Origin of the sequence: Streptomyces netropsis (genome assembly GCF_014203545.1) — a bacterium.
GTDB classification, from domain to species: Bacteria; Actinomycetota; Actinomycetes; order Streptomycetales; family Streptomycetaceae; genus Streptomyces; species Streptomyces netropsis.
This window is the reverse complement of sequence record NZ_JACHJG010000003.1, coordinates 347,699-368,570: the sequence shown is the minus strand read 5'-3', so window position 1 is coordinate 368,570 and position 20,872 is coordinate 347,699. Positions and strand designations below refer to the sequence as shown.

Below are 20,872 nucleotides of genomic sequence, written 5' to 3'. Positions count from 1 at the left end.
TACGTATGACTGCGTACGACGAAGGGCCCCGCTCGATACGAGCGGGGCCCTTCGTTCACGCGGCCTTGCGGCTATCGCGTCGCGTCGATCAGAACTCGTCGTCGAAGGCGACCGAACCCTCGACCGCCACCTGGTACGCGGACGCGCGGCGCTCGAAGAAGTTGGTCAGCTCCTGGACGTTCTGCAGCTCCATGAAGGAGAAAGGGTTCTCCGAGCCGTAGACCGGTGCGAAGCCCAGACGCTGGAGGCGCTGGTCGGCGACGCACTGGAGGTACTCGCGCATGGACTCGGTGTTCATGCCCGGCAGGCCCTCGCCGCACAGGTCACGGCCGAACTGCAGCTCCGCCTCGACGGCTTCCCGCAGCATGTCGGTGACCTGCTGCTGGAGCTCGTCGTCGAAGAGTTCGGGCTCCTCCTGGCGGACGGTGTCCACGACCTCGAACGCGAAGTTCATGTGCATGGTCTCGTCGCGGAAGACCCAGTTGGTGCCGGTCGCCAGGCCGTGCAGCAGACCGCGCGAGCGGAACCAGTACACGTAGGCGAAGGCGCCGTAGAAGAACAGGCCCTCGATGCAGGCCGCGAAGCAGATCAGGTTCAGCAGGAAGCGACGGCGGTCGGCCTTCGTCTCCAGCCGGTCCAGCTTCTCGACCTCATTGATCCACTTGAAGCAGAACTGGGCCTTCTCACGGATCGAGGGGATGTTCTCGACCGCGTCGAAGGCGGCGGCACGGTCCTCCGGGTCGGGGAGGTACGTGTCCAGCAGCGTCAGATAGAACTGGACGTGCACGGCCTCCTCGAAGAGCTGCCGCGACAGGTACAGCCGCGCCTCGGGGGAGTTGATGTGCTTGTACAGCGTCAGGACGAGGTTGTTCGCCACGATCGAGTCGCCGGTCGCGAAGAACGCGACGAGACGGCCGATCATGTGCTGCTCACCCGGGGACAGCTTGGCGAGGTCGGCGACGTCCGAGTGGAGGTCGACCTCCTCGACGGTCCAGGTGTTCTTGATCGCGTCGCGGTAGCGGTCGTAGAAGTCCGGGTACCGCATCGGGCGCAGCGTCAGCTCGAACCCGGGGTCGAGCAGGTTCTTCTGTTCGGACGACATTACTGGCATGCCTCGCAGGACTCGGGGTTCTCAAGGGAGCAGGCGACGGCGTCGGCGTCCGGGGTCGCGACCTGCTGGACGGGGATGGTGGCGGCGGCGCCGGCCGAGCGGGCGATCCGGGTCGCCGGACGCGAGCGCAGGTAGTACGTCGTCTTGATGCCCTGCTTCCAGGCGTACGCGTACATCGAGCTGAGCTTGCCGATGGTGGGCGAGGCCATGAAGAGGTTCAGCGACTGGCTCTGGTCCAGGTACGGCGTACGGGCCGCGGCCATGTCGATCAGGGCGCGCTGCGGGATCTCCCAGGCGGTGCGGTAGAGGTCGCGCACCTCCTTGGGGATCCAGTTCATGTCCTGGATCGAACCGTTGGCGTCCGTCATCGCGTCACGCGTGGTGCGGTCCCACACGCCGAGCTGCTTCAGGTCCTCCACCAGGTAGGTGTTGACCTGGAGGAACTCACCGCTGAGCGTCTCGCGCTTGAAGAGGTTGGAGACCTGCGGCTCGATGCACTCGTACACACCCGCGATGGAGGCGATGGTGGCCGTCGGCGCGATGGCGAGCAGCAGCGAGTTGCGCATGCCCGTCTTCGCGATCCGGGCGCGCAGCGCGTCCCAGCGGTCGGCCCAGCGCTGCTCGGCGTTCGGGTAGTGGTCGGGGTGCAGCACGCCGCGCGCGGTGCGGGTCGCGGACCAGGCCGGGTGCGGGCCGTGCCGCTCGGCGAGGTCGGCGGACGCCTCGTACGCCGCGAGCATGATGCGCTCGGAGATCCGGGTGGACAGCTCCTTCGCCTCGGCGGAGTCGAAGGGCAGCCGCAGCCGGAAGAAGACGTCCTGGAGACCCATGAGGCCCAGGCCCACCGGGCGCCAGCGGCTGTTGGAGTTCCCGGCCTGCTCGGTCGGGTAGAAGTTGATGTCCACGACGCGGTCGAGGAAGGTCACGGCAGTGCGGACCGTGCGGTCCAGCTTCTCCCAGTCCATCTCGCCGTCGGTGCCCAGGTGCTGAGCCAGGTTGACCGAACCGAGGTTGCAGACGGCCGTCTCGCCGTCGTCGGTGACCTCGAGGATCTCGGTGCAGAGGTTCGAGGAGTGGACGACCTTGCCGGGCTCGGCGGTCTGGTTCGCGGTGCGGTTGGACGCGTCCTTGAAGGTCATCCAGCCGTTGCCGGTCTGCGCGAGGGTGCGCATCATCCGGGAGTACAGCACGCGCGCGGGGATCGTCTTGATCGCCTTGCCGTCGGCCTCGGCCTTGCGGTACGCGGCGTCGAACTCGTCGCCCCACAGGTCGACCAGCTCGGGGGTGTCGGCGGGGGAGAACAGCGACCAGTCGGCGTCCGCCTCGACGCGGCGCATGAACTCGTCCGGGATCCAGTGCGCGGTGTTGAGGTTGTGCGTGCGGCGGGCCTCCTCACCGGTGTTGTCGCGGAGCTCCAGGAACTCCTCGATGTCCGCGTGCCAGGTCTCCAGGTAGACACAGGCCGCGCCCTTGCGCCGGCCGCCCTGGTTGACGGCGGCGACGGAGGCGTCCAGCGTGCGCAGGAACGGCACGATGCCGTTGGAGTGGCCGTTGGTGCCGCGGATCAGCGAGCCGCGCGAGCGGATGCGCGAGTACGACAGGCCGATGCCGCCGGCGTGCTTCGACAGCCGCGCCACCTGGTGGTAGCGGTCGTAGATCGAGTCCAGCTCGTCCATCGGCGAGTCCAGCAGGTAGCACGAGGACATCTGCGGGTGGCGGGTGCCGGAGTTGAAGAGCGTGGGGGAGGACGGCAGGTAGGAGAGCGTGCTGGTCAGCCGGTACAGCTCGGCCACGTCGTCCAGGGCCCGCGTCGAGTGGTCCTCGGCGAGGCCGCAGGCCACGCGCAGCAGGAAGTGCTGCGGGGTCTCGACGACCTGGCGGGTGATGGGGTGGCGCAGCAGGTAGCGGCTGTGCAGGGTGCGCAGACCGAAGTAGCCGAAACGGTCGTCGGCGCCGTCGGCGAGCGCGGCGTCCACGAGGGCGTTCAGGCGCTCGGCGTGGGTCGCGACGAACGCGGCCGTCTCGTCGGCGATCAGACCCTCGCGGTGGCCGACCGCGACGGAGGCGGAGAAGGAGAGCGCGCCCTGTCCGGCTGCCTCGTCGGCGATCGCACGCGTGAGCAGTCGCGCGGCGAGCCGGGAGTACTCCGGCTCCTCGGCGATGAGCCCGGCGGCGGCCTCGGTGGCCAGGGACCGCAACTCGGCCTCGTCCGAGCCCGGGTGCCGGCCGCGCAGTGCGGCGGCGGCGACCTTGCCGGGGTCGGTGGCGGGCAGATCGGCGGTGAGGTCGGTCAGGGTGCGCAGCAGCGCGGTCCCGGGGCCGCCGGTCGCTTCCGCTGTCGCTGAGACCGGATCGGCGGGCGCGATGGTCACGTGGGGCTCTCCCTCGCTCGGCAGTGGGTGGGCCGGGCGGGCGGGCGCGACGGGCGCGTACGGGAACACCCCTGCACCAGGGCATGCCACGCAGCGTCCACCGGCCCAACCCGCGAGACCCGGACGATGTCGACGCCCTGTTCCGAGCGGAGGCTCGGAGGCGGGCGCGCTGTCGGCAGGTCCTCGGACTCTTGGGTACGTAAAACCGCACACATACACCGTTGCGGGACAGTTCCGGATTTCCACCGGATTCCCCTGCGGCGACAGCGAGGACGAGCATACATCTAGTGCTGCCACTCGTACGCGCCCCCACATGTTGTGTCGCGCGGTAATGAGCTGGGTGCGGAATGTGCTAGAGCGCCCGGGTGTTGGACCTCGAATCCCTTCTCGTTTGAGCCCCCGTCACACCCCTCGGAGGCCTCGCGCGAAGGCCCCGGAAGGGCCTCTGCGAGCGTCTCGGCGGCGCCCGCAAGGCGAAGGCCGCCGCCCCCCTGTTCGTCGGGGAGCGGCGGCCTCAGAGGCGCGGTCGGGGGGTTTGGGGGTCAGTGGCCGCCGGCGGCTCCCGCGGTGGCCGCCGGGAGCTTCTCCGCCACGCCGGGGTCACCCGCGTCGGCGGTGTAGTCCGACGCCTGCGTCTCGTCCACGCCGTCCGGGGCGCCGATCTTCCTGAGGACGAAGGTGAGGACGATCACCACGATGACGTTGAGGGCGAAGGCCGTGAGACCGATGTAACCCTTCTCACCGATGAGGGGGATGAGGTTCGTGTTGCCGAAGTGATCCTGCGTGGCGCTCGGCGTGTCGTACGCCCGCCAGGTGCCGTAGATCATTCCGGCCGCCCAGCCGCCGAGCAGCGCCCAGCGGTGGCACCAGCGCGTGAAGAGCCCGCCCACCAGGGCCGGGACGGTCTGCAGGATCCAGATGCCACCGAGCAGCTGGAAGTTGATCGCGACCGTCTTGTCCATGGTGAGCACGAAGACCAGCGCGCCGACCTTCACCAGCAGCGAGGAGAGCTTGGAGACCTTCGCCTCGTGCTCGGGCGTCGCGTCCGGCTTGATGAAGTCCTTGTAGATGTTGCGGGTGAACAGATTCGCGGCGGCAATCGACATGATGGCCGCCGGGACCAGCGCGCCGATCCCGATCGCGGCGAAGGCGACGCCCGTGAACCAGTCCGGGAACATGTTCTCGAAGAGTTGCGGGATGGCCAGCTGGCCGTTCTTGACCTTGACCCCGGCGGCGAGCGCCATGAAGCCGAGGATCGCCAGCAGCCCGAGCATCAGCGAGTACAGCGGCAGGATCGTGGTGTTCCGGCGGATGACGTTGCGGCTCCGGCTGGAGAGCACCGCCGTCACCGAGTGGGGATAGAGGAAGAGCGCCATCGCCGACCCGAGGGCGAGCGTCGCGTACGCCCACTGCGCCTCGGGTCCGGTCACCAGGGAGCCGCGCGGCTTGCCGGTCGCCGGGTTCTCGACCGCGAACGCCTCGCCCGCCTTCGCGAAGATGTCGTCGAAGCCGCCGAGCTTGATCGGGATGTAGATGATCGCCACGATGATCACGATGTAGATCAGCGCGTCCTTGACGAAGGCGATCAGCGCCGGCGCCCGCAGCCCGGAGGAATAGGTATAGGCCGCGAGCACGCCGAAGGCGATCAGCAGCGGCAGGTCCTTCATGAACCAGTTCGACCCGCCGCCGACGCCCATCACGTCCAGGACGGCCTGGATGCCGACCAGCTGGAGCGCGATGTACGGCATCGTCGCGAGGATGCCGGTGAGCGCGAGGGCCAGCGACAGCCCCTTGGACCCGAAGCGGCCGCGGACGAAGTCCGAGGAGGTGACGTAGCCGTGCTTGTGCGCGACCGACCACAGCCGGGGCAGGAAGGTGAACACCAGCGGGTAACAGAGGATCGTGTACGGCACCGCGAAGAACCCCGCCGCGCCGCCCGCGTAGATCGCCGCCGGGACGGCGACGAAGGTGTACGCGGTATAGAGGTCGCCGCCCAGCAGGAACCAGGTGACCCAGGTGCCGAACGAGCGCCCGCCCAGCCCCCACTCGTCGAGATTGTTCGCGTTCTCCGCGCGCCGCCACTTCGAGGCCAGGAACCCCATGACCGTGACGGCCAGGAAGAAGAAGATGAAGACGGCGAGCGCCACGCCGTTCACGCCGTCCTTCACCGCCGCTCACCACCCTTACGGGCGCGCTCCTGGCGCCTGACGATCATGTACGCGATGACGGTGAGCAGGGTCGAGAGGACCACCCACAGCATCTGGTACCAGTAGAAGAACGGCATGCCGATGAACGTGGGGGTGAGCCGGGAGTAGGAATCGACCCACAGCATCGCGCCGAAGGGGATCGCCAGGCACACCCCCGCGACGACCATGGGCACGGTGACGGCGGATGCCGTACGCCCGCCCTTGGGCCCGCCCTCCGACGACACCGTGGACGGTGACGTCGTCGACTGCTGCGGCAGCTGCGCGGCCGGCTCGGCAGGCGGTTCGGTCGGTGGTTCCGTCATGGTGGTGACTCCCCCCTGTGTGATCACTGCGTGATGCGCAGGAAATCTAGGGGAGGGTGCTACTGGGCGTCACCCCCTGTCCGCATATCGGTATGGCAATTTCAGGCCTGAGGGGCGATGCGGCAGGCGGTGATGTCGGGCCCGCACACGTTCGTATGCGGCCCCGAGGCCGGCGCAACGGCGCTGCTCGAAGCGGTGCCTCGGCTGAAGCGGTCGCCACGTGCCCCGTCTGTGATCGAAGGCGACTATCTCTCCGGCCAGCACACAAAAATCTATGTCGGTCAGAGTAGACATTGGGTGCTGGTGTGGTTATGGTTTCTCTTGTAGCCGAGATCGAGCAAGGCCCGGCAGAGATGAACTGCCGGGCAGCAGCACCGTAGTTCGCAGGACGGTGCGGTGGTGGAGTTTCGAAGCCAGGGCTGTTGCAGGACGGCGACGGGACTGACGACCGGACCGGGTGGCTCGCAGTGATCAGGGGCCGCCGTGGACAGGACCGCGGTAGCGGTTCAGTAAGTGCAGTTCGCAGTACCCAGCAGTGAAGTCAGTGAGCAGCACCTCGGTGAAGGCGTCGGCTGCGGACGCGCGCATCGGGCAGTTCGGCAGTGGGGTTCCGAGCCGGAGCAGATGCAGGACGGGCGACGGGGCCGGCTGTCGAAGAGTGGCGCTGTTCGAGGCCACGAGCAGGTCGAAGTATCAGCAGTACGCAGTTCCCGTTTGGTAAGTAGCTCGTACAGAGGGAAGAACGGAGGAGCCCCGCGCCATCAGGATCGCCCGGGCGGATCGCTGAGTCCGGGTACCGCAGGACATCGACAGTGAGGTGGTCTCCGGTCAAGCAACCGCGATCCCCGCACCCCCGACAGCATCTCGGTCGGGTCTGCGGAAACGGAAGGCCGACGCAGTACTAGGGTCGGCAGATGGTGTAGCAGTTCCTTCGGGGCCCTGGTGCCATATGGCACCAGGGCCCCTCCATGTGTTCCACGGAGAGGTGCAGATGACAGCAGACGACTCGTTCGGCCGTCTCGATGACGACGACTACCCCGCCTACACCATGGGCCGGGCCGCCGAGCTACTCGGCACCACCCAGGGCTTCCTTCGCGCCATCGGCGAAGCCCGCCTGATCACCCCGCTCCGCTCCAAGGGGGGCCACCGCCGCTACTCCCGCTACCAGCTGCGCATCGCCGCCCGCGCCCGCGAACTCGTCGACCAGGGCACCCCGATCGAGGCCGCCTGCCGCATCGTCATTCTCGAGGACCAGCTCGAGGAAGCCCAGCGCCTCAATGCGGAATACCGGCGTGCCGCTGAGTCGGTGAATCCACCACCCGCGGTCTGAGGCCGTGCGCGCCCGAAGAGCGACCGCACTTCCCGAGAGATTGCGCTTCGGGTGGGCCAATATCTATGGCCGCGAGGTGAGGGTTCAGCACGTCGCGCGCGGAGTGTTTTTACCGCAACTAACAGAGCGGAATTACGTACCTTACGTGGGCTGTTGCCGCATGCTACTGTCGAGCTCAGTTGCAGTTGTGTTCCCGAACTTCAAGCGCCTTCGTCGGCACTTTCAGCCACTGGAAAGCGCTTTCGTACTGCCGGTCATTTTTTGGGGCGGGCCTCATCGCGGCGACCCGGTATCCGCGCATCGCGGGTGCCGGCGTACTGCACCAAAGGAGATACGGCATGGCGTCAGGCACCGTGAAGTGGTTCAACGCGGCCAAGGGTTTCGGCTTCATCGAGCAGGACGGCGGCGGTGCCGACGTGTTCGCCCACTTCTCGAACATCGCAGCTCAGGACCTCCGTGAGCTGCTCGAAGGCCAAAAGGTCACCTTCGACATCGCGCCGAGCCGGAAGGGTCCGACGGCCGAGAACATCGTTCTCGCCTGACGCTGACGCGTACTTTATAGCTGGGGCCCGCATCCCTCGGGGTGCGGGCCGCTGCTACGGGAGATTCCCGGAGTGGTGTCACCCTTTCGGAGTCGCGCCCGACGGAATCCGGGATTTCGCGTCCGCATGGCGTCAGCCATTTCATCGCCTGTACTCTGCACCGGATTCACGGCAGTCGGATTCGAATTCCATTCGACCCTTTCCCGTAATTCCCCCCCTGCTCTCCGCTGCGGGAATTCCTTGGTACGTTCCGCATCGAGGAAGGTTCTCATTGAACCCATAACGACCGGTCCAGCTGCGCGACATGCTCGGCGACCGCGGGTCGCTCACCTCGCCCGCACCCCCCCGGTGGCATCCTCACCTCGTTCCAACAGGCTTCCGCGATGCTCGGCGCCCCCACGGTCGTCTGACCGACGGACAGGCACGGTCCGGGCGGCCGGACCGGGTCAATTCGCCGGGGGCGTCAAATCGGCTACTCCGGCGAGGAGTTCCGCCGCGGCCTGGCCCGAGACGCGGGTCGCGCCGTGGGTCGCGAGGTGGACGGCGCCGGGGGACGTGCTGCCGGGGACGCCCATTTCGATCACGACGGCGTCCGGGCGCCCGGCCAGCAGGCGGGTCAGCGCCTCCGACATCCACGCGTGCCGGGCGGCGTCGCGGACCACGACGACGAGCGGGCGGCCGGTGGCGGGGGTCAGGGCGGTGCGGTCCAGGACGTCCGCGTCGGCGGCGAGGTCGGGCTGGGCCAGCCGGACGGAGGTGGCGCCGGGGCGCAGTGCGCGCAGGGGGCCCGCCACGCCCCACGGGGTCTGCCGGTCTATGGCCAGGGTCGAGGTGGGGACCAGCTCGACCACATGCGGGTCGGCCGGCAGCGGAAGGGCGCCGTCCGGGCGGCCGACGACGCGCAGGGCGCGCCGGGCCGCCACCAGGCCGATGTCGGAGCGCACCCCGTCGGCGGCCGTGCGGGACCGGGAGTTCCGGCCGGACCAGGCGGCGAACTCCGCGACCCGGGACGCCGCCTCCGCCAGTCGTTCCTCCGGCAGCGTGCCGTCGTGCACGGCCTTGGCCAGTGCGGCCGTCAGGAGTTCGGTGGTGGTCTCGTCCGCGCTCTCACCGCCGACGCACACGGCGTCGGCGCCACCCGCCACGGCCCGTACGGTCGCGCCGTCGATGCCGTAGCGGCCGGTCACCGCGCTCATCTCGATGCCGTCGGTGACCACCAGGCCGTCGAAACCGAGCGTGCCGCGGAGCAGGTCGACCAGGATGCGGCGGCTGAGGGTCGCCGGGAGCTCCGGGTCGAGGGCGGGGACGAGCAGGTGGCCGGTCATCACGACCCGGACGCCCGCCTCCATCGCGGCGGTGAAGGGCGGCAGGGCGGTCGCGGCGATCTCCTCGGCGGAGGCCGTGACGCGGGGCAGGTCGTGGTGGGAGTCGACGGCGGTGTCGCCGTGGCCGGGGAAGTGCTTGGCGCAGGCGGCGACACCGGCGGACTGCAGACCCCGGACCCAGGCGGCGGTGTGCCGGGCGACCAGATCGGTGGCGGACCCGAAGGACCGTACGCCGATGACGGGGTTGCGGGGGTTGGAGTTGACGTCGGCGCTCGGCGCGTAGTTGAGGGAGATACCGGCCGCGTGCAGCTCGCGGCCGATGTCGTGGGCGACGGACTCGGTCAGCGCCGGGTCGTCCACCGCGCCGAGGGCCAGATTGCCGGGGCGCGAGGCGCCCGTCCACGCCTCCATGCGGGTGACGTCCCCCGCCTCCTCGTCGATCGCGATGATCAGATCCGGGTTCTCCGCGCGCAGCGCCGAGGTCAGCCGGGCGACCTGCTCGGGGCCGCGGATGTTGCGGCCGAACAGCACGACGGCGGCCAGGCCCTCCTCGGCGATCCGGCGACGGACCCAGTCCGGGGCCTCGGTGCCCTCGAAGCCGGGCTGGAGCACCGCGTGCGTCAGCCGGGTCAGTGGCTCGCCGCGACCGTGGGACAGCATGGGTGGGTACCTCCGATGGTGCCGGTGCCCGCGGGAACGGGACGGGACAATCGGGATGTTGGACTGTACCAATGGGGGTGTCAAGGCCGTACTGCGTGCCTGAGCTGTTCTAATAGGCCGTTCTGGAACCGCAGTTGGAGATCGCTGGAGGTCATCCCGCCGTCGGTCAAAGGCGGTTGACGGCCCCCGAAGGGCTGTGCGAGTCTCCGATTGGTCTGATCCAACGGGGGTGGGGTGCGTGGACGGCCTCTTCTCCCGGCCGCACCGGGCCCGTACGACCGCCGTCGCCGGCACCTTCGTGCTCGTGGCCTTCGCCGGGCTCGCCCTCGGCACCGCCATGCCCGTCGCCGTGCAGGAACTGGACGGGCTCTCCCTCTACGCCCTCGCGTTCGGCGGCTTCCTCGCCGCGTCCGTCGTCGGCACGGTCGTCGGCGGCGGCCACGCCGACCGCCGCGGCCCGGGCCCCGCCCTCTTCGCCGGGCTGCTCTGCTTCGCCGCCGGCACGCTGCTCGCCGGAACCGCCGGTTCGATGCCGCCCTTCCTGCTGGGCCGCTGCGTCCAGGGGCTCGGCGGCGGCGCCGTGACCGTCGCGCTGTACGTGGTGGTCGGCCGGGCCTACCCGGCGCCGCTGCGGCCGAGGATGTTCTCGCTGATCACCGCCTGCTGGATCCTGCCGTCCATGCTCGGCCCGCCCGTCGCGGGCGCCGTCACCGAACGGCTGTCGTGGCGCTGGGTGTTCCACGCGATCGCCGTGCTCTCCGTGGTGGTCATGGTGGTGCTGCTGCGGCCACTGCGGAAGGTAGGGCCGCCAGAGGCCGTGGGGACGCCGGAGGCTGCGGGGACGCCCGTGGGGGAGACCGCGACCCGACGGGCCCGGGCCGCCGTCACCGTCGCCGTCGGCGCGGGGCTGATCGGCTACGCCGGTTCGGCCAAGGGACGGCAGGCCCTGCCCCTCGCCGCGCTCGGCCTCACGCTCCTCGCCCTGAGCGTGCGGACCCTCCTGCCGCCCGGCACCCTGCGCGCCCGGCGCGGGCTCCCGTCGCTGGTGCTGCTGCGCGGGGTGGCGGCGGCCGCGTACTTCACCGTCGAGTCGTTCATCCCGCTGATGCTCGTCAACGAGCGCGGCATCTCGCCCACCGCCGCCGGGATGTCCCTCACCGGCGCCGCCCTCAGCTGGGCCGGTGCCTCCTGGCTCCAGGGCCGCCCCGACCTGCCGGTGACGCGCGAGCGCGTCGTCCTCATCGGCGCGCTCGTCCACTTCTGCGCGGCCGCCCTCACCATCGCCGGCGTGCTGCGCGCCCTGCCCGCCGCGACCGCCGCCGTGGGCCTGGTCGTCGCCGGGTTCGGGATGGGGCTGCTGCTGCCCGGCGTGGGCGTCCTCACCCTGGACCGCTCCGCGCCCGACCGGCAGGGCGCCGACTCGGCGGCCCTGCAACTGGCCGACAACCTGTGCAGCGTCCTGCTCGTCGGCGCCTGCGGGGCCGCGTTCAACGCCGCGCACACCCGGGCCGGACACGACGCGGGCGCCTTCGCCCTCGTCTTCGCGGTCGCCGCGACCGTGGCCGGGGGCGCGTGCCTGCTCGCCGGCCGGGTCACCGCAGTGAACACCTCGGATCCCCGTGCGGAGGAGAAGGAGCATGCGCCGCTATGACCTGGTCGGCCGCCGGGAGATCCGGCTCGCCGACGACGTCCCCGTACCCGTCCCCGGGCCGCTGGAAGTGCTCGTCCAGGTGCGCGCCTGCACGGTCTGCAACCGCAGCGACCTCGCCTACTTCCACTACTACGGGCTGCGCGACCACTGCGCCCAAGGCTGCTTCGGACACGAGATCGCCGGGGTCGTGGAGCGCGTCGGCCCCGGCGTCACCCGGGTGCGCCCCGGGCAGCGCGTCTTCGTCCGCACCCCCCTGACCACGGGATACGCCGACTACGCCGTGGCCCGCGAGGTGAGCGTCGGCGCGCTGCCGGACGCGATCCCCTTCGAGCAGGGCGCCATCCTGCAACTGCTGCCGCTGGCCGTCCACGCCACCCGTGGCGTCACCCTCGGCGACCGGGTCGCCGTCGTCGGCCAGGGACCGGTGGGCCTCATGGCACTCCGCATGGCCGCCGCGCGCGGGGCGGCCGCCCTGACCGCCGTCGACCTCGACGACTGGCGGCTGGAGCGGTCCCGGCTGCTGGGCGCGGACGCGTGCCGGCGGGTGGACGGCGGCGCGGGGGAACTGGCCGGGGTGGGGGAGGGCTTCGACGTCGCCATCGACGCCGTCGGCACGCCCACGACGCTGAACGCCTGCGTCGGGCTGGTCCGGCAGAACGGGCTGGTCGTCATGCTCGGCACGCACCACGTCGACACGAAGGTCACCGTGGACCTGGTGACGTGGGAGCGGAAGGGGCTGCGGGTACACAGCTCCGCCGAACCCACGGACACCGCGCGGGCCGGTGCGATGGCCGTCGCCGAGCGGCTGGCCGCAGAGCGCGCCGACGAGCTGCGCTTGGACAAGATCCTCACCCACGTCCTGCCGCTCACCGAACTGCCCCGGGCCGTCGAACTCCTCTCCGCGAGCCGAGCCTTGTACCCGGACGGCGAGCCCGCGCCGTATGCCGGGCCGCCGCCGAAGGTCCTCAAGGTGGCGATCCGCCCGTGAGGTGGGGCGTCGCCGGGTACGGGGACGTGGTGACGCGCCGGGTCCTGCCCGCGCTGGCCGAGTCGGGTGAGGTGGTCGCGTACGTATGGGGGCGCGACGCGGGGCGGGCGGCCCGTACGGCCGCCGCTCACGGCGCGGCGGGAGGCGGCGACGACACCGACCGGCTCTTCACGGGCGTCGACGCGGTGTACGTGGCGACGCCCGTGATCGCCCACCTACCGCTGGCGGCGCGGGCGCTCGGGGCCGGCCGTCACGTGCTGGTCGAGAAGCCCCTCGCCGGTGCGCTGGGCGGTGGCGCGGTGCTGGCGGCGCAGGCGCTCGCGGCGCGGCGGTGCGCGGGCGTGGCGTACTACCGGCGGCTGGGACCGGCGGCCCGGTGGTTGAGGTCGGCCCTGCGGGACGGCGCCTCGCGGATACGGGTCGACTTCCGCGCCCCCTTCGACCCGGGGCCGGAGCACCCCATGCGCTGGCGCACCGACCCGGCCGTCGCCGGGGGCGGAGTCCTCGCGGACGCGGGCAGCCACCGGTTGGACCTGCTGCTCGGGGCGTTGGGGCGCCCGACGCGGGTCGGGAGCCGGGTGGACCGCCGGTTCGCGGCGGGCTGCGAGCGGCGGGCCCGGCTGACGCTCGAATGGCCGTCGGGGGTGACGGCCGAGTGCCGCTTCGAGTGGGCGGAGGGGGCGGTGCGGGACCGGTTCGAGGCCGTGGCCGCCGGGCGGTCGTACGCGCGCGACCCGCTGGACGCCGGTGCGGTGCCCAATCCGCACGTACCGCTGATCGCCGACTTCGTCACGGCGGCGGGGGAGGGGCGGGCACCGGTCTGCCCGGTGGCGGAGGCGGCCCTGGTGGACGAGGTCATCGCGGCCGCGCTGGCGTGATCGACGCATCGGGGCCCCAACGCATGGCTGAGACCAGGGCTTTCGGCGGGACCTCTGCTCCCGCGGGGTGATCGGGTCCGCCATATGGGGGAGGCGGATCGCCTGCGGAGCCGACGCCCGGCCGGTGGAGATCGAAGAGGCTGGTTCCCGTGACCACCACCACGATCAGCGAACTGGAGCCGGCCGGGACCCCCCTCCGCACCGAGCGGCCCGTCCCGAGATGGGCGAACCTCACCGCCCACGCGATCCCTCTCCTCCTGCTTCCCCAGTGCCTGTGGCGGCTGCCGTTCGCCTTCCACTTCGAAATGGGGCTGAACGTCGAAGGGGAGATGCCGTCGTCGCCGTGGGTGTCCACCCCCTACGTCTTCGGGCTCAGCATGCTCACGGAAGGGCTGGCGCTGCTCTGCTTCGGCCTGGTGCGCGGCTGGGGCGAGGTCGCCCCCTCGTGGCTCCCGGTCATCGGTGGCAAGCACCTCCCGCCCCGCGTCGTGATCACTATCGCCACCATCGGCGGCCTGTGCGCGACGATCTTCTGGGCGCCGACGCTGCTCTCCTGGTTCGGCGCCTTCGGCCTGGAGCCCGCGGGGTACGCCAACGACTGGTGGGGGACGCTTGCGAAGGTGTGCATCACCCCGGGGATGCTGTGGGGCCCGCTGGTCCTGGTGCTGACCTACGCCTACTACGTACGCCGCTGCCGCCCCAACGGTTCATGACCCGCGGTTTTCCACCGCCCGGCTGCCGTACACGGCCCGCTGTTCTATACGGACGGTGCCCGCGTCGAGGTCCACTCCGGTCCTCGGCGGGGCACCGTCCTCTTCGTCGTCCCGCAGGACCAGCTCGATCCGGCGCTGTTCCAACTGGACGCGTTTGCTCGGGTAGATCAGGGCGTGCAGCTCCTCCGTGGCCGTCGCGCCCACGCCACGAGAACCGAACCGGGTCCCGGCGAGGCGGCCCGGCAACCAGCCCCGGTCCTGAGCCAGCTGGGCGCACTTGCGCAGTGCGGCCAGCAGGAACAGCGGGATGACGATCAAGAGGGCCACGGCGGGACCCGTCAGCAGACTCACCATGTGAAGTGAACGGGCGGCAGTAGCACGGTAGTTCCCCTCCACTCGGGCTGTGCCGCCTGCGACCGGTAGGGGTGGGGGGCGGCAACTCGCTGTCCATGAAGGCGAGTTCAGTCATTTATTGACGTGTTCAAGTGGAGTGGCGATATCAAGTCACCTTGATCAAGGTGGAGTTGGCCGGATCGCGGGGGATCCAGGGGCGAGCTTCCGTCGCGACGTCGCCGCCTCCTTCGGTCGCCCTCTGTGACACCCCCAGGTCGACAGGAAGCGGGAGCCCCGGATGCCGCGACACGGTCGCGCCCTGCCGGTCGGTATGCGGCTGCCGCATGGGTGTTTTCAGGTCTGCGTCCGACGTTACCTTTCCTTTGCTCAACCATGGACGAACGGACGTTCGCGTGAAACTGTCCATACGTAATCCGCAAGGAGGCCCCGCAAGGGGGTCGCGGAAAACGGGGGCGATTATTTTGCGTGCAGCACCGGAGTAATTCTGTGCGCGTTCTCGGGTGAAGTCGGGGCGAGCGTCAACGCGTCGCCACCGTTCCTTCCGGCCCGGTGCCCCGTCTGTCATCGAACGGACCGGGCCGCCCTTTGCGGACTCATGCTGCCACCTTTCGTCCCGGCGGCAGTGAAGTTTTCTTGCCATGAATTCCCGCGCTTCATCCCATGTGTGGCGCAGTGACCAAGGAGAGAAAATGAAGAAGGTAATCGCAGCGGTAGGCGTGGCCCTCGGTGGAGCCGCGCTCGTCCTCACCAGCCAGGGGTCGGCGCAGGCCTCGGCCACTCCGGTGGCGCCCGTCGAGACCGTGTCCGCCCAGGACTCGGGCAAGGGTCCGGAGGCGATCGGGGGCCTGGGCAAGCTCGCCGGAAAGGCCGGTAAGGCTGTCGGCAAGGCGGCCGGAAAGGCTTACGTCCACGCCAAGGCGGCTTGCCCGTCGGTTGCCAACGCGGCCCTGGAGGCGGCGGGCAACGTCGGCACCGTGCGTTCGGCCAACGTCCCCGAAGCGGCCTCCGTCGAGACGGTTTTCGACAAGTGAGGGATCACCTTGTAGCCAGGAGGGTGGCGCTGCTCGTCGGCGCCGCCCTTCTGGGCCTTCATTTCATCGCGGCGTCCTTCTCCCAGATGCCGCTCAACCCGGTGAAGCTGCGGCACTGGGACAAGGTCAGCGGCTACCTCGACCCCTACTTCACCCAGAACTGGATGCTTTTCGCCCCGGATCCACTGTCCGACAACCGCGGCATCCTGGCCCGGGCCAAGTGCGCGGACGGTTCCACCACCGAGTACTACGACGTGACGACGAAATACGTCGAGCAGGCCCAGAACAGTCGTTTCTTCCCGTCCCGCATGTCGCGGCTGGTCACCGGCAACGTTCAGCAGATCAACGGCGGGGACCCGGTGTTGACCAGACTGCGCGAGGCCGAGAAGGAAAAGAAGAAGAAGGAAATTCCGCTCATGCCCTTCGAGAAGACCTCGCAGGAGGAAGCCGTCCGGTTCCTGTCCAGGTATTCCCTGACGCAGATGCCCGGCGTCTGCGGTGGAAAGCCGGACCAGGTCCAGGTCCGGGTGTACGTCCAGGAGTTGCCGCCCTGGTCCAAGCGGAAGGACCCGAAGGCCGAGGACAAGGTCAGTGTCCAGGACCTGAAGTGGTTGAAGGCGGGATCGCTGCTGTGAGTGCTGCTGTGAGGAAACTCGTCGATGTGCTGGACGGTGCGGCCGGCCGGCACATCAGCGTGCTCGGGGTGAGCGGGACCCGACTCCTGCTGGGGTTCGTGGGTTTCATGTACTACGCGAGCCAGTACGGTGACCGAAGGTATCTGTTCGGCCCCGACGGCGTCCTCCCGTGGGGCGAATTCACGAGCAAGGTCCACGAGGCGGGGACGTTCAGTCTCTATACGGTCAGCAACTCCGGTGCGTGGTTCGAGTTCGTCTTCCACGCGGGAATGCTGGCCGCCCTGGCGGTCACCCTCGGAGTGGGAGGCCGGCTCGGCCTGGCCGTCCACTGGGTCTTCCTGTGGTCGGTCTACCAGCGCCAGCCCGTTCTCCTCGACGGCGGGGACAACCTGGCCTACCTGGTGATCCCCATGCTCCTGCTGACCCGCTGCTACGACCGGTTCGCCATTTCCGGCGGCTTCGCCAAGAAGGTCTCATCGCGCGTTCCGTCGGTACTGCGGTCGCTGTCGGCGCCCCTGCACAACCTGGGCGTCGTCGCCATCGCCCTGCAGATCTGCCTGGTGTACGTGGTCAGCGGCCTGTGCAAGGTGCAGGGGAAGATGTGGCAGGACGGAACCGCCCTGTTCTACATCCTCAGGGTCTCCGAGTTCAGCCTTCCCGGAGTTTCCGATCTGGTCTATGAAAACGACCTGTTGGTGTTCCTGGGGACGTACTCCACCACGATTTTCCTCGTGTACTTCCCGCTGGGCGTCCTCGTGCCACAACTGCGGCCCTGGGCCGCCGTGGCATCCATCGGATTCCACGTCTCCATCGGGGTTCTCATGGGGCTGACGGGTTTCGCCCTGACCATGGTGGCCTGCGACCTCATCTTCCTGAGCGGCGCCCTCGGCGTCGCCATGGCCAAAACCGCGCCGTTGGTCCGTCGACTCCAGTCCTACGGACGACCCGGCCGGGGGCGGCCGGAAAAGCTTCCCGGTGCGGCAACTGCCGCCGTGGGTAAGGAGAATGTCCCCGAAAAGGTGTGACCCTTCCCGCCCGAAGCGGCCACAGGTGCGGCAGGCCCTCGGGCGCGACGCCGCCACCCCGTTCCCGAAAGGACGCCCGACCTTGTTCCGCACGCCGATGTGTGTCCTCAGCAGCGCCGGCCCCCCACGTGCCGTCCATGGTCATGACCCCGACCGCTTCGTCCAGATCGGCTCCCTCACCAAGGTCCTCACCGGCACCGCACTGATGCGCATGTCCCATGCCGGAGTGCTCGACGCGGACGACCCGTTGGAGCGTTGGCTCGATGTCCCGTCGGGTACGGGCATCACCTTGCGGCACCTGGCGGACCACACCTCCGGCCTGCCCGGGCAACCCACCGGCCTGCCCCGCAGGGACCCCTATCTGTCCTTCGACGACGCCGCCCTCCACGCACACCTGCGACGCCTCGAACAGCTCACCACCACCCCCGCCGGGCAGTCGGAGGAATACTCCAACCTCGGATACGCGGTGCTCGGTGCCGCGCTGTCGGCCGCCGCGGGAAAACCCTGCGCGGAGCTGATCCACGAGTACGTCCTCGCGCCCTTGAACATCCAGGACGTCACGGCCGATCCGCCCGCCGAGAGGCGCCTGCACGCCACCGGACTGCTCGGGCGGCAGCGGAAGCCATGGACCATGAACACGGCGATCATGCCCGCCGGCGGGATGTGGGCCACCCCCCGCGCCGCCGCCGAAGTGGTCACCAAACTGGTCGTCGACCGCGAGCTCGGCCCGCCGGCGCCCTCCTGGCAGACCATCGGCCGGCTCGTCTGGCACAACGGCGCGACCAAGAACGCCTCGGTCTTCGCCGGTGTGCTGCCCGACGGCAGATGGCTGCTGATCCACCGGCTGGGTGGTTCCCCCGACCGGACCGACAAGATGGGGGCCCAGCTGCTGGCGCAGCTCCCGCGCGGCTGAACCGTGCTGCTCGCCGGGGCCTGTCCGGCGGATCCTCGCGGACCCGCGGCGCCCGGCAGGCGCGCTCGCCGCGTTGTGGGAAGCTCGGCCGAGTCCGCCCGGCGCGAAGGCGTCTTCCGTCTTGCGACCGCAGGCACCGGACACCGCCCGTCGATCGACGAAGATCCGCCGGACGGGCCCTAGGCGCGCGAGCGGTACGAGCGCATGGCCAGCGGTATGAAGACCGCCGCGATGCCCGCCGCCCACACCAGGGACCACAGCACCGGCCCGGCCACCTCGCCACCGAGCAGCAGGCCGCGGAAGGCATCGGACAGATGGGTCACCGGGTTCACGTTCACCCACGCCTGCAACCAGCCCGGCATGGTGTCGACACGGACGAACGCGCTGCTGGTGAACGTGAGCGGGAAGATCAGCACGAACGCGAAGACCTGCACCTTCTCGACGTCGCCCGCGAGCATGCCGATCAGCACCGCCGTCCACGCCACCGCCGCAGCGAAGATCATCAACATCAGGGTGGCACCCAGGAAGCCGCCCAGCCCGCCGGTGATCCGGAACCCCAGCGCGGCGCCCAGCCCGAGCATGAGCAGCATCGCCCAGAGCTGCTTGGCGAGGTCCGCCGCGATCCGGCCGAACAGTGGGGCCGAGCGGGCGATAGGAAGGCTGCGCAGCCGGTCGAAGACGCCCTTGGTGAGGTCCGTGTTCAGCGACATCGCGGTGTACATGCTCATGAACAGCGTGTTCTGGACGATGATCCCCGAGAGGGCGTACTGGAGATACGCCTGGGGTGTCCCCGCCATCTGCCCGCCGAAGACATAGGTGAACAGGAACACGAACATGATCGGCGTGACGCTGTAGTCCACGAGCTCAAGCGGGTTGTGCTTGACGGACACCAGGCTGCGCCACGCCATCGTGCCGGTCTGCCGGAGCGCGGCCAGCGGCTGGACCTTGCCCTTCCTGCCCAGGGGTGCGGTGACGGTCGCGGCGGTCATGACGGGGTCCCCACCTTTTCCTGCTCGCCCACGTCCGGGGCGTCGTCTTCCGGCTGCTCCGGCTCGGCGCGGTGGCCCGTCAGGACGAGGAACACCTCGTCGAGGGAGGAGCGGCGCAGCGTCAGCTCGCCGACCGGGATCGCCGCCTGGTCCAGGCGGCGCACCACGGACGGCAGCAGCTCCAGGTCGTTGACCGGGGCGGTGATCTCCTCGCCCTCGATCCTGGCGCGCCCCGCCGCCTCCCTGACCAGCGCATGGGCCTTGGTCAGATCCGCCGGGTGCACCGGCCGCAGTTGCAGCACCTGCCCGCCGACCTGCGACTTCAGCTGGTCGGGCGTGCCCTCGGCGATGACCCGGCCCTTGTCGATCACGACGATCTCGTCGGCGAGCTGATCGGCCTCGTTCAGATACTGCGTGGTGAGCAGGGCCGTCACGCCCTCCGCCACCAGGCCGCGCAGCATGTCCCACAGCTCGCCCCTGCTGTGCGGGTCGAGGCCGGTGGTCGGCTCGTCGAGGAAGAGGATCTGCGGCCGGCCCACGAGGCTCGCCGCGAGGTCGAGGCGCCGCCGCATGCCGCCCGAGTACGTCTTGGCGGCGCGGCCCGCCGCCTCCTCCAGATGGAACCGCTCCAGCAGCTCGGCGGCCCGGGCCCGGGCCTCGGCCCGCCCCATGCCGAGCAGTCGGCCGATCATCAGCAGATTCTCGGTGCCGGTCAGCTTCTCGTCGACCGCGGCGTACTGCCCGGTCAGCCCGATCATGGCCCTGACCAGGCCCGCTTCCCGTACGACGTCGTGGCCGCCGACCCGCGCCCATCCGCTGTCGGGCGTGAGCAGCGTCGCGAAGATGCGTACTGCGGTGGTCTTGCCCGCGCCGTTGGGACCCAGCAGGCCGAGCACCGTGCCGGTACGGGCGGCGAGATCCACGCCGGCCAGGGCGTGGGTCTCCTTGAAGCTCTTCGCCAGGCCTTCCGCCTGGATCGCGAATTCCATGGGGCGTCCCCTTGATGCCGCGGCCGCCGCGTGCGCCCACGTCTCCTGACTACTGTGACCCACACCACTGACATTCCGCGCGGCGAGCTTGGGCCTGAGCTTTGGGCCCGCGCGGCTCCCCGGTGGTCCCGGTGCATGTGTGGCAGTGGGCGGCACGGCTGCGGGCTCACCAGGCGATGACGACCACACCGTCGTGGCCGTTGCCACCTGTGACACCAGGGGAGCCGTTGCCGCCCGATTTGCTGCCCGCGGCGCCGGCATCGATCCCTCCGCCTCCGCCGTGGCCGCCCGCGCCGCCATCGCCGCCGGCTCCGCCGCTTCCGGTGCCGGTCGGGGGCGTGTACTGCGTGCCGTCGGGCAGGTCGACGGCGGCGATGTCCAGGGTTCCCCCGGCGCCGCCGTGGCCGCCGTACAGACCCACCCCCGGCGGCGCGGCCCCTGTCGCGCCCGCTGTCCCAACCTTGAGGGACGTGCAGTCGCTGAAGCCGTCACTGCCGTCGGTGGTGCCGACGGAGGTCTGGGGGCCGGCGGCGGTGGCGGCCGGGGCGTTGGTGTGGCCCTCGTCGCCGCCGTATCCGCCCCCGCCGCTGTGCCCGCCGCCCCCGCCTCGACCGCTCTCGACCCAGATCAGAGGGAGCGTCACCCCACTGCCGGTCGTCTGGGAGATCTCCGTCATCCCGCCCTGGTTGCCTGCCTCTGCCTGGGTTCCCGCGGTACCGGGGGAGCCGTCGCCCCCGAAGAAGTCAATGCCGCCCTTGCCACCGGAGCCCGGCCGTCCGGGGCCGCCACCGCTGCCGCCGCGCCCCACATGGATCACGAGAGGGCCACGCTGTTCGTCCCCGGGGGAGGGCCGGCCG

General features: G+C 70.1%; 20 protein-coding genes and 1 riboswitch. Of the genes, 10 read left to right on the top strand and 10 right to left on the bottom strand.

What is annotated here, in order from left to right:
* Positions 1-88: 88 nt before the first annotated feature.
* From FHS38_RS09465 to FHS38_RS09445, 5 genes are all read right to left on the bottom strand, one after another.
* Positions 89-1,111, bottom strand: a complete 1,023-nt coding sequence (locus FHS38_RS09465; RefSeq protein WP_373301795.1) for a ribonucleotide-diphosphate reductase subunit beta — start codon at positions 1,109-1,111, stop codon at positions 89-91.
* Positions 1,102-3,483 (bottom strand): ribonucleoside-diphosphate reductase subunit alpha, encoded by a 2,382-nt coding sequence (locus FHS38_RS09460; protein WP_184732779.1) that lies wholly within the window; start codon positions 3,481-3,483, stop codon positions 1,102-1,104. Before FHS38_RS09460 ends, FHS38_RS09465 begins: the two co-directional genes overlap by 10 nt.
* 169 nt (positions 3,484-3,652) lie before the next feature.
* A riboswitch (adenosylcobalamin-variant (AdoCbl-variant) riboswitch) is annotated at positions 3,653-3,750 on the bottom strand.
* A gap of 275 nt (positions 3,751-4,025) precedes the next feature.
* Positions 4,026-5,651, bottom strand: a complete 1,626-nt coding sequence (gene mctP, locus FHS38_RS09455; RefSeq protein ID WP_184732776.1) for a monocarboxylate uptake permease MctP — start codon at positions 5,649-5,651, stop codon at positions 4,026-4,028.
* Positions 5,648-5,992, bottom strand: a complete 345-nt coding sequence (locus FHS38_RS36305; protein WP_373301796.1) for a DUF3311 domain-containing protein — start codon at positions 5,990-5,992, stop codon at positions 5,648-5,650. The genes mctP and FHS38_RS36305 overlap by 4 nt, the downstream gene beginning before the upstream one ends.
* Positions 5,993-6,463: 471 nt before the next feature.
* A complete protein-coding gene (locus FHS38_RS09445; protein ID WP_184733429.1) occupies positions 6,464-6,670 on the bottom strand; it encodes a hypothetical protein in 207 nt (68 codons plus the stop codon).
* A gap of 313 nt (positions 6,671-6,983) precedes the next feature.
* Between FHS38_RS09445 and FHS38_RS09440 the strand changes: the two genes are divergently transcribed.
* Positions 6,984-7,322 carry a MerR family transcriptional regulator gene (locus FHS38_RS09440; RefSeq protein WP_130879818.1) on the top strand — a complete coding sequence of 113 codons (339 nt, stop codon included), beginning with the start codon at positions 6,984-6,986 and terminating at the stop codon, positions 7,320-7,322.
* A gap of 338 nt (positions 7,323-7,660) precedes the next feature.
* Positions 7,661-7,864, top strand: a complete 204-nt coding sequence (locus tag FHS38_RS09435; protein WP_184732774.1) for a cold-shock protein — start codon at positions 7,661-7,663, stop codon at positions 7,862-7,864.
* Between the two features lie 446 nt (positions 7,865-8,310).
* Here FHS38_RS09435 and FHS38_RS09430 read toward each other — a convergent pair whose 3' ends face one another.
* Complete coding sequence (locus FHS38_RS09430) at positions 8,311-9,849, bottom strand: glycoside hydrolase family 3 protein (protein ID WP_184732772.1); 1,539 nt, start codon at positions 9,847-9,849, stop codon at positions 8,311-8,313.
* Between the two features lie 238 nt (positions 9,850-10,087).
* On the opposite strand from FHS38_RS09430, the gene FHS38_RS09425 reads away from it, so the two are divergent.
* From FHS38_RS09425 to FHS38_RS09410, 4 genes are all read left to right on the top strand, one after another.
* Complete coding sequence (locus tag FHS38_RS09425; RefSeq protein ID WP_184732770.1) at positions 10,088-11,500, top strand: MFS transporter; 1,413 nt, start codon at positions 10,088-10,090, stop codon at positions 11,498-11,500.
* On the top strand, positions 11,487-12,488 hold the full coding sequence (locus tag FHS38_RS09420; RefSeq protein ID WP_184732768.1) for a zinc-dependent alcohol dehydrogenase: 1,002 nt from the start codon (positions 11,487-11,489) through the stop codon (positions 12,486-12,488). The genes FHS38_RS09425 and FHS38_RS09420 overlap by 14 nt, the downstream gene beginning before the upstream one ends.
* A complete protein-coding gene (locus FHS38_RS09415; protein WP_184732766.1) occupies positions 12,485-13,366 on the top strand; it encodes a Gfo/Idh/MocA family protein in 882 nt (293 codons plus the stop codon). The genes FHS38_RS09420 and FHS38_RS09415 overlap by 4 nt, the downstream gene beginning before the upstream one ends.
* Before the next feature lie 149 nt (positions 13,367-13,515).
* On the top strand, positions 13,516-14,079 hold the full coding sequence (locus FHS38_RS09410) for a hypothetical protein (RefSeq protein ID WP_229822308.1): 564 nt from the start codon (positions 13,516-13,518) through the stop codon (positions 14,077-14,079).
* On the opposite strand, the gene FHS38_RS09405 is transcribed toward FHS38_RS09410, so the two are convergent.
* A complete protein-coding gene (locus FHS38_RS09405; RefSeq protein WP_184732764.1) occupies positions 14,074-14,430 on the bottom strand; it encodes a DUF6191 domain-containing protein in 357 nt (118 codons plus the stop codon). The two genes, FHS38_RS09410 and FHS38_RS09405, sit on opposite strands and share 6 nt — an antisense overlap.
* Before the next feature lie 692 nt (positions 14,431-15,122).
* On the opposite strand from FHS38_RS09405, the gene FHS38_RS09400 reads away from it, so the two are divergent.
* The 4 genes from FHS38_RS09400 to FHS38_RS09385 all read left to right on the top strand — a co-directional run bounded on the left by FHS38_RS09400 (position 15,123) and on the right by FHS38_RS09385 (position 18,037).
* Positions 15,123-15,464, top strand: a complete 342-nt coding sequence (locus FHS38_RS09400) for a hypothetical protein (protein ID WP_184732762.1) — start codon at positions 15,123-15,125, stop codon at positions 15,462-15,464.
* 23 nt (positions 15,465-15,487) lie between these two features.
* The gene (locus FHS38_RS09395) at positions 15,488-16,099 is read left to right on the top strand and encodes a DUF5819 family protein (protein WP_184732760.1); all 612 of its coding nucleotides are present in this window, start codon (positions 15,488-15,490) and stop codon (positions 16,097-16,099) included.
* Positions 16,096-17,124 carry an HTTM domain-containing protein gene (locus FHS38_RS09390; RefSeq protein ID WP_184732758.1) on the top strand — a complete coding sequence of 343 codons (1,029 nt, stop codon included), beginning with the start codon at positions 16,096-16,098 and terminating at the stop codon, positions 17,122-17,124. The genes FHS38_RS09395 and FHS38_RS09390 overlap by 4 nt, the downstream gene beginning before the upstream one ends.
* Positions 17,125-17,206: 82 nt before the next feature.
* Complete coding sequence (locus FHS38_RS09385) at positions 17,207-18,037, top strand: serine hydrolase domain-containing protein (protein ID WP_229822309.1); 831 nt, start codon at positions 17,207-17,209, stop codon at positions 18,035-18,037.
* A 179-nt stretch (positions 18,038-18,216) separates the two neighbouring features.
* On the opposite strand, the gene FHS38_RS09380 is transcribed toward FHS38_RS09385, so the two are convergent.
* The 3 genes from FHS38_RS09380 to FHS38_RS09370 form a co-directional block, all read right to left on the bottom strand.
* Positions 18,217-19,026 carry an ABC transporter permease gene (locus FHS38_RS09380; RefSeq protein ID WP_184732756.1) on the bottom strand — a complete coding sequence of 270 codons (810 nt, stop codon included), beginning with the start codon at positions 19,024-19,026 and terminating at the stop codon, positions 18,217-18,219.
* A complete protein-coding gene (locus tag FHS38_RS09375; RefSeq protein WP_184732754.1) occupies positions 19,023-20,015 on the bottom strand; it encodes an efflux ABC transporter ATPase subunit, DrrA-related in 993 nt (330 codons plus the stop codon). The genes FHS38_RS09380 and FHS38_RS09375 overlap by 4 nt, the downstream gene beginning before the upstream one ends.
* A gap of 166 nt (positions 20,016-20,181) precedes the next feature.
* The gene (locus tag FHS38_RS09370) at positions 20,182-20,832 is read right to left on the bottom strand and encodes a hypothetical protein (protein ID WP_184732752.1); all 651 of its coding nucleotides are present in this window, start codon (positions 20,830-20,832) and stop codon (positions 20,182-20,184) included.
* Positions 20,833-20,872: the final 40 nt, after the last annotated feature.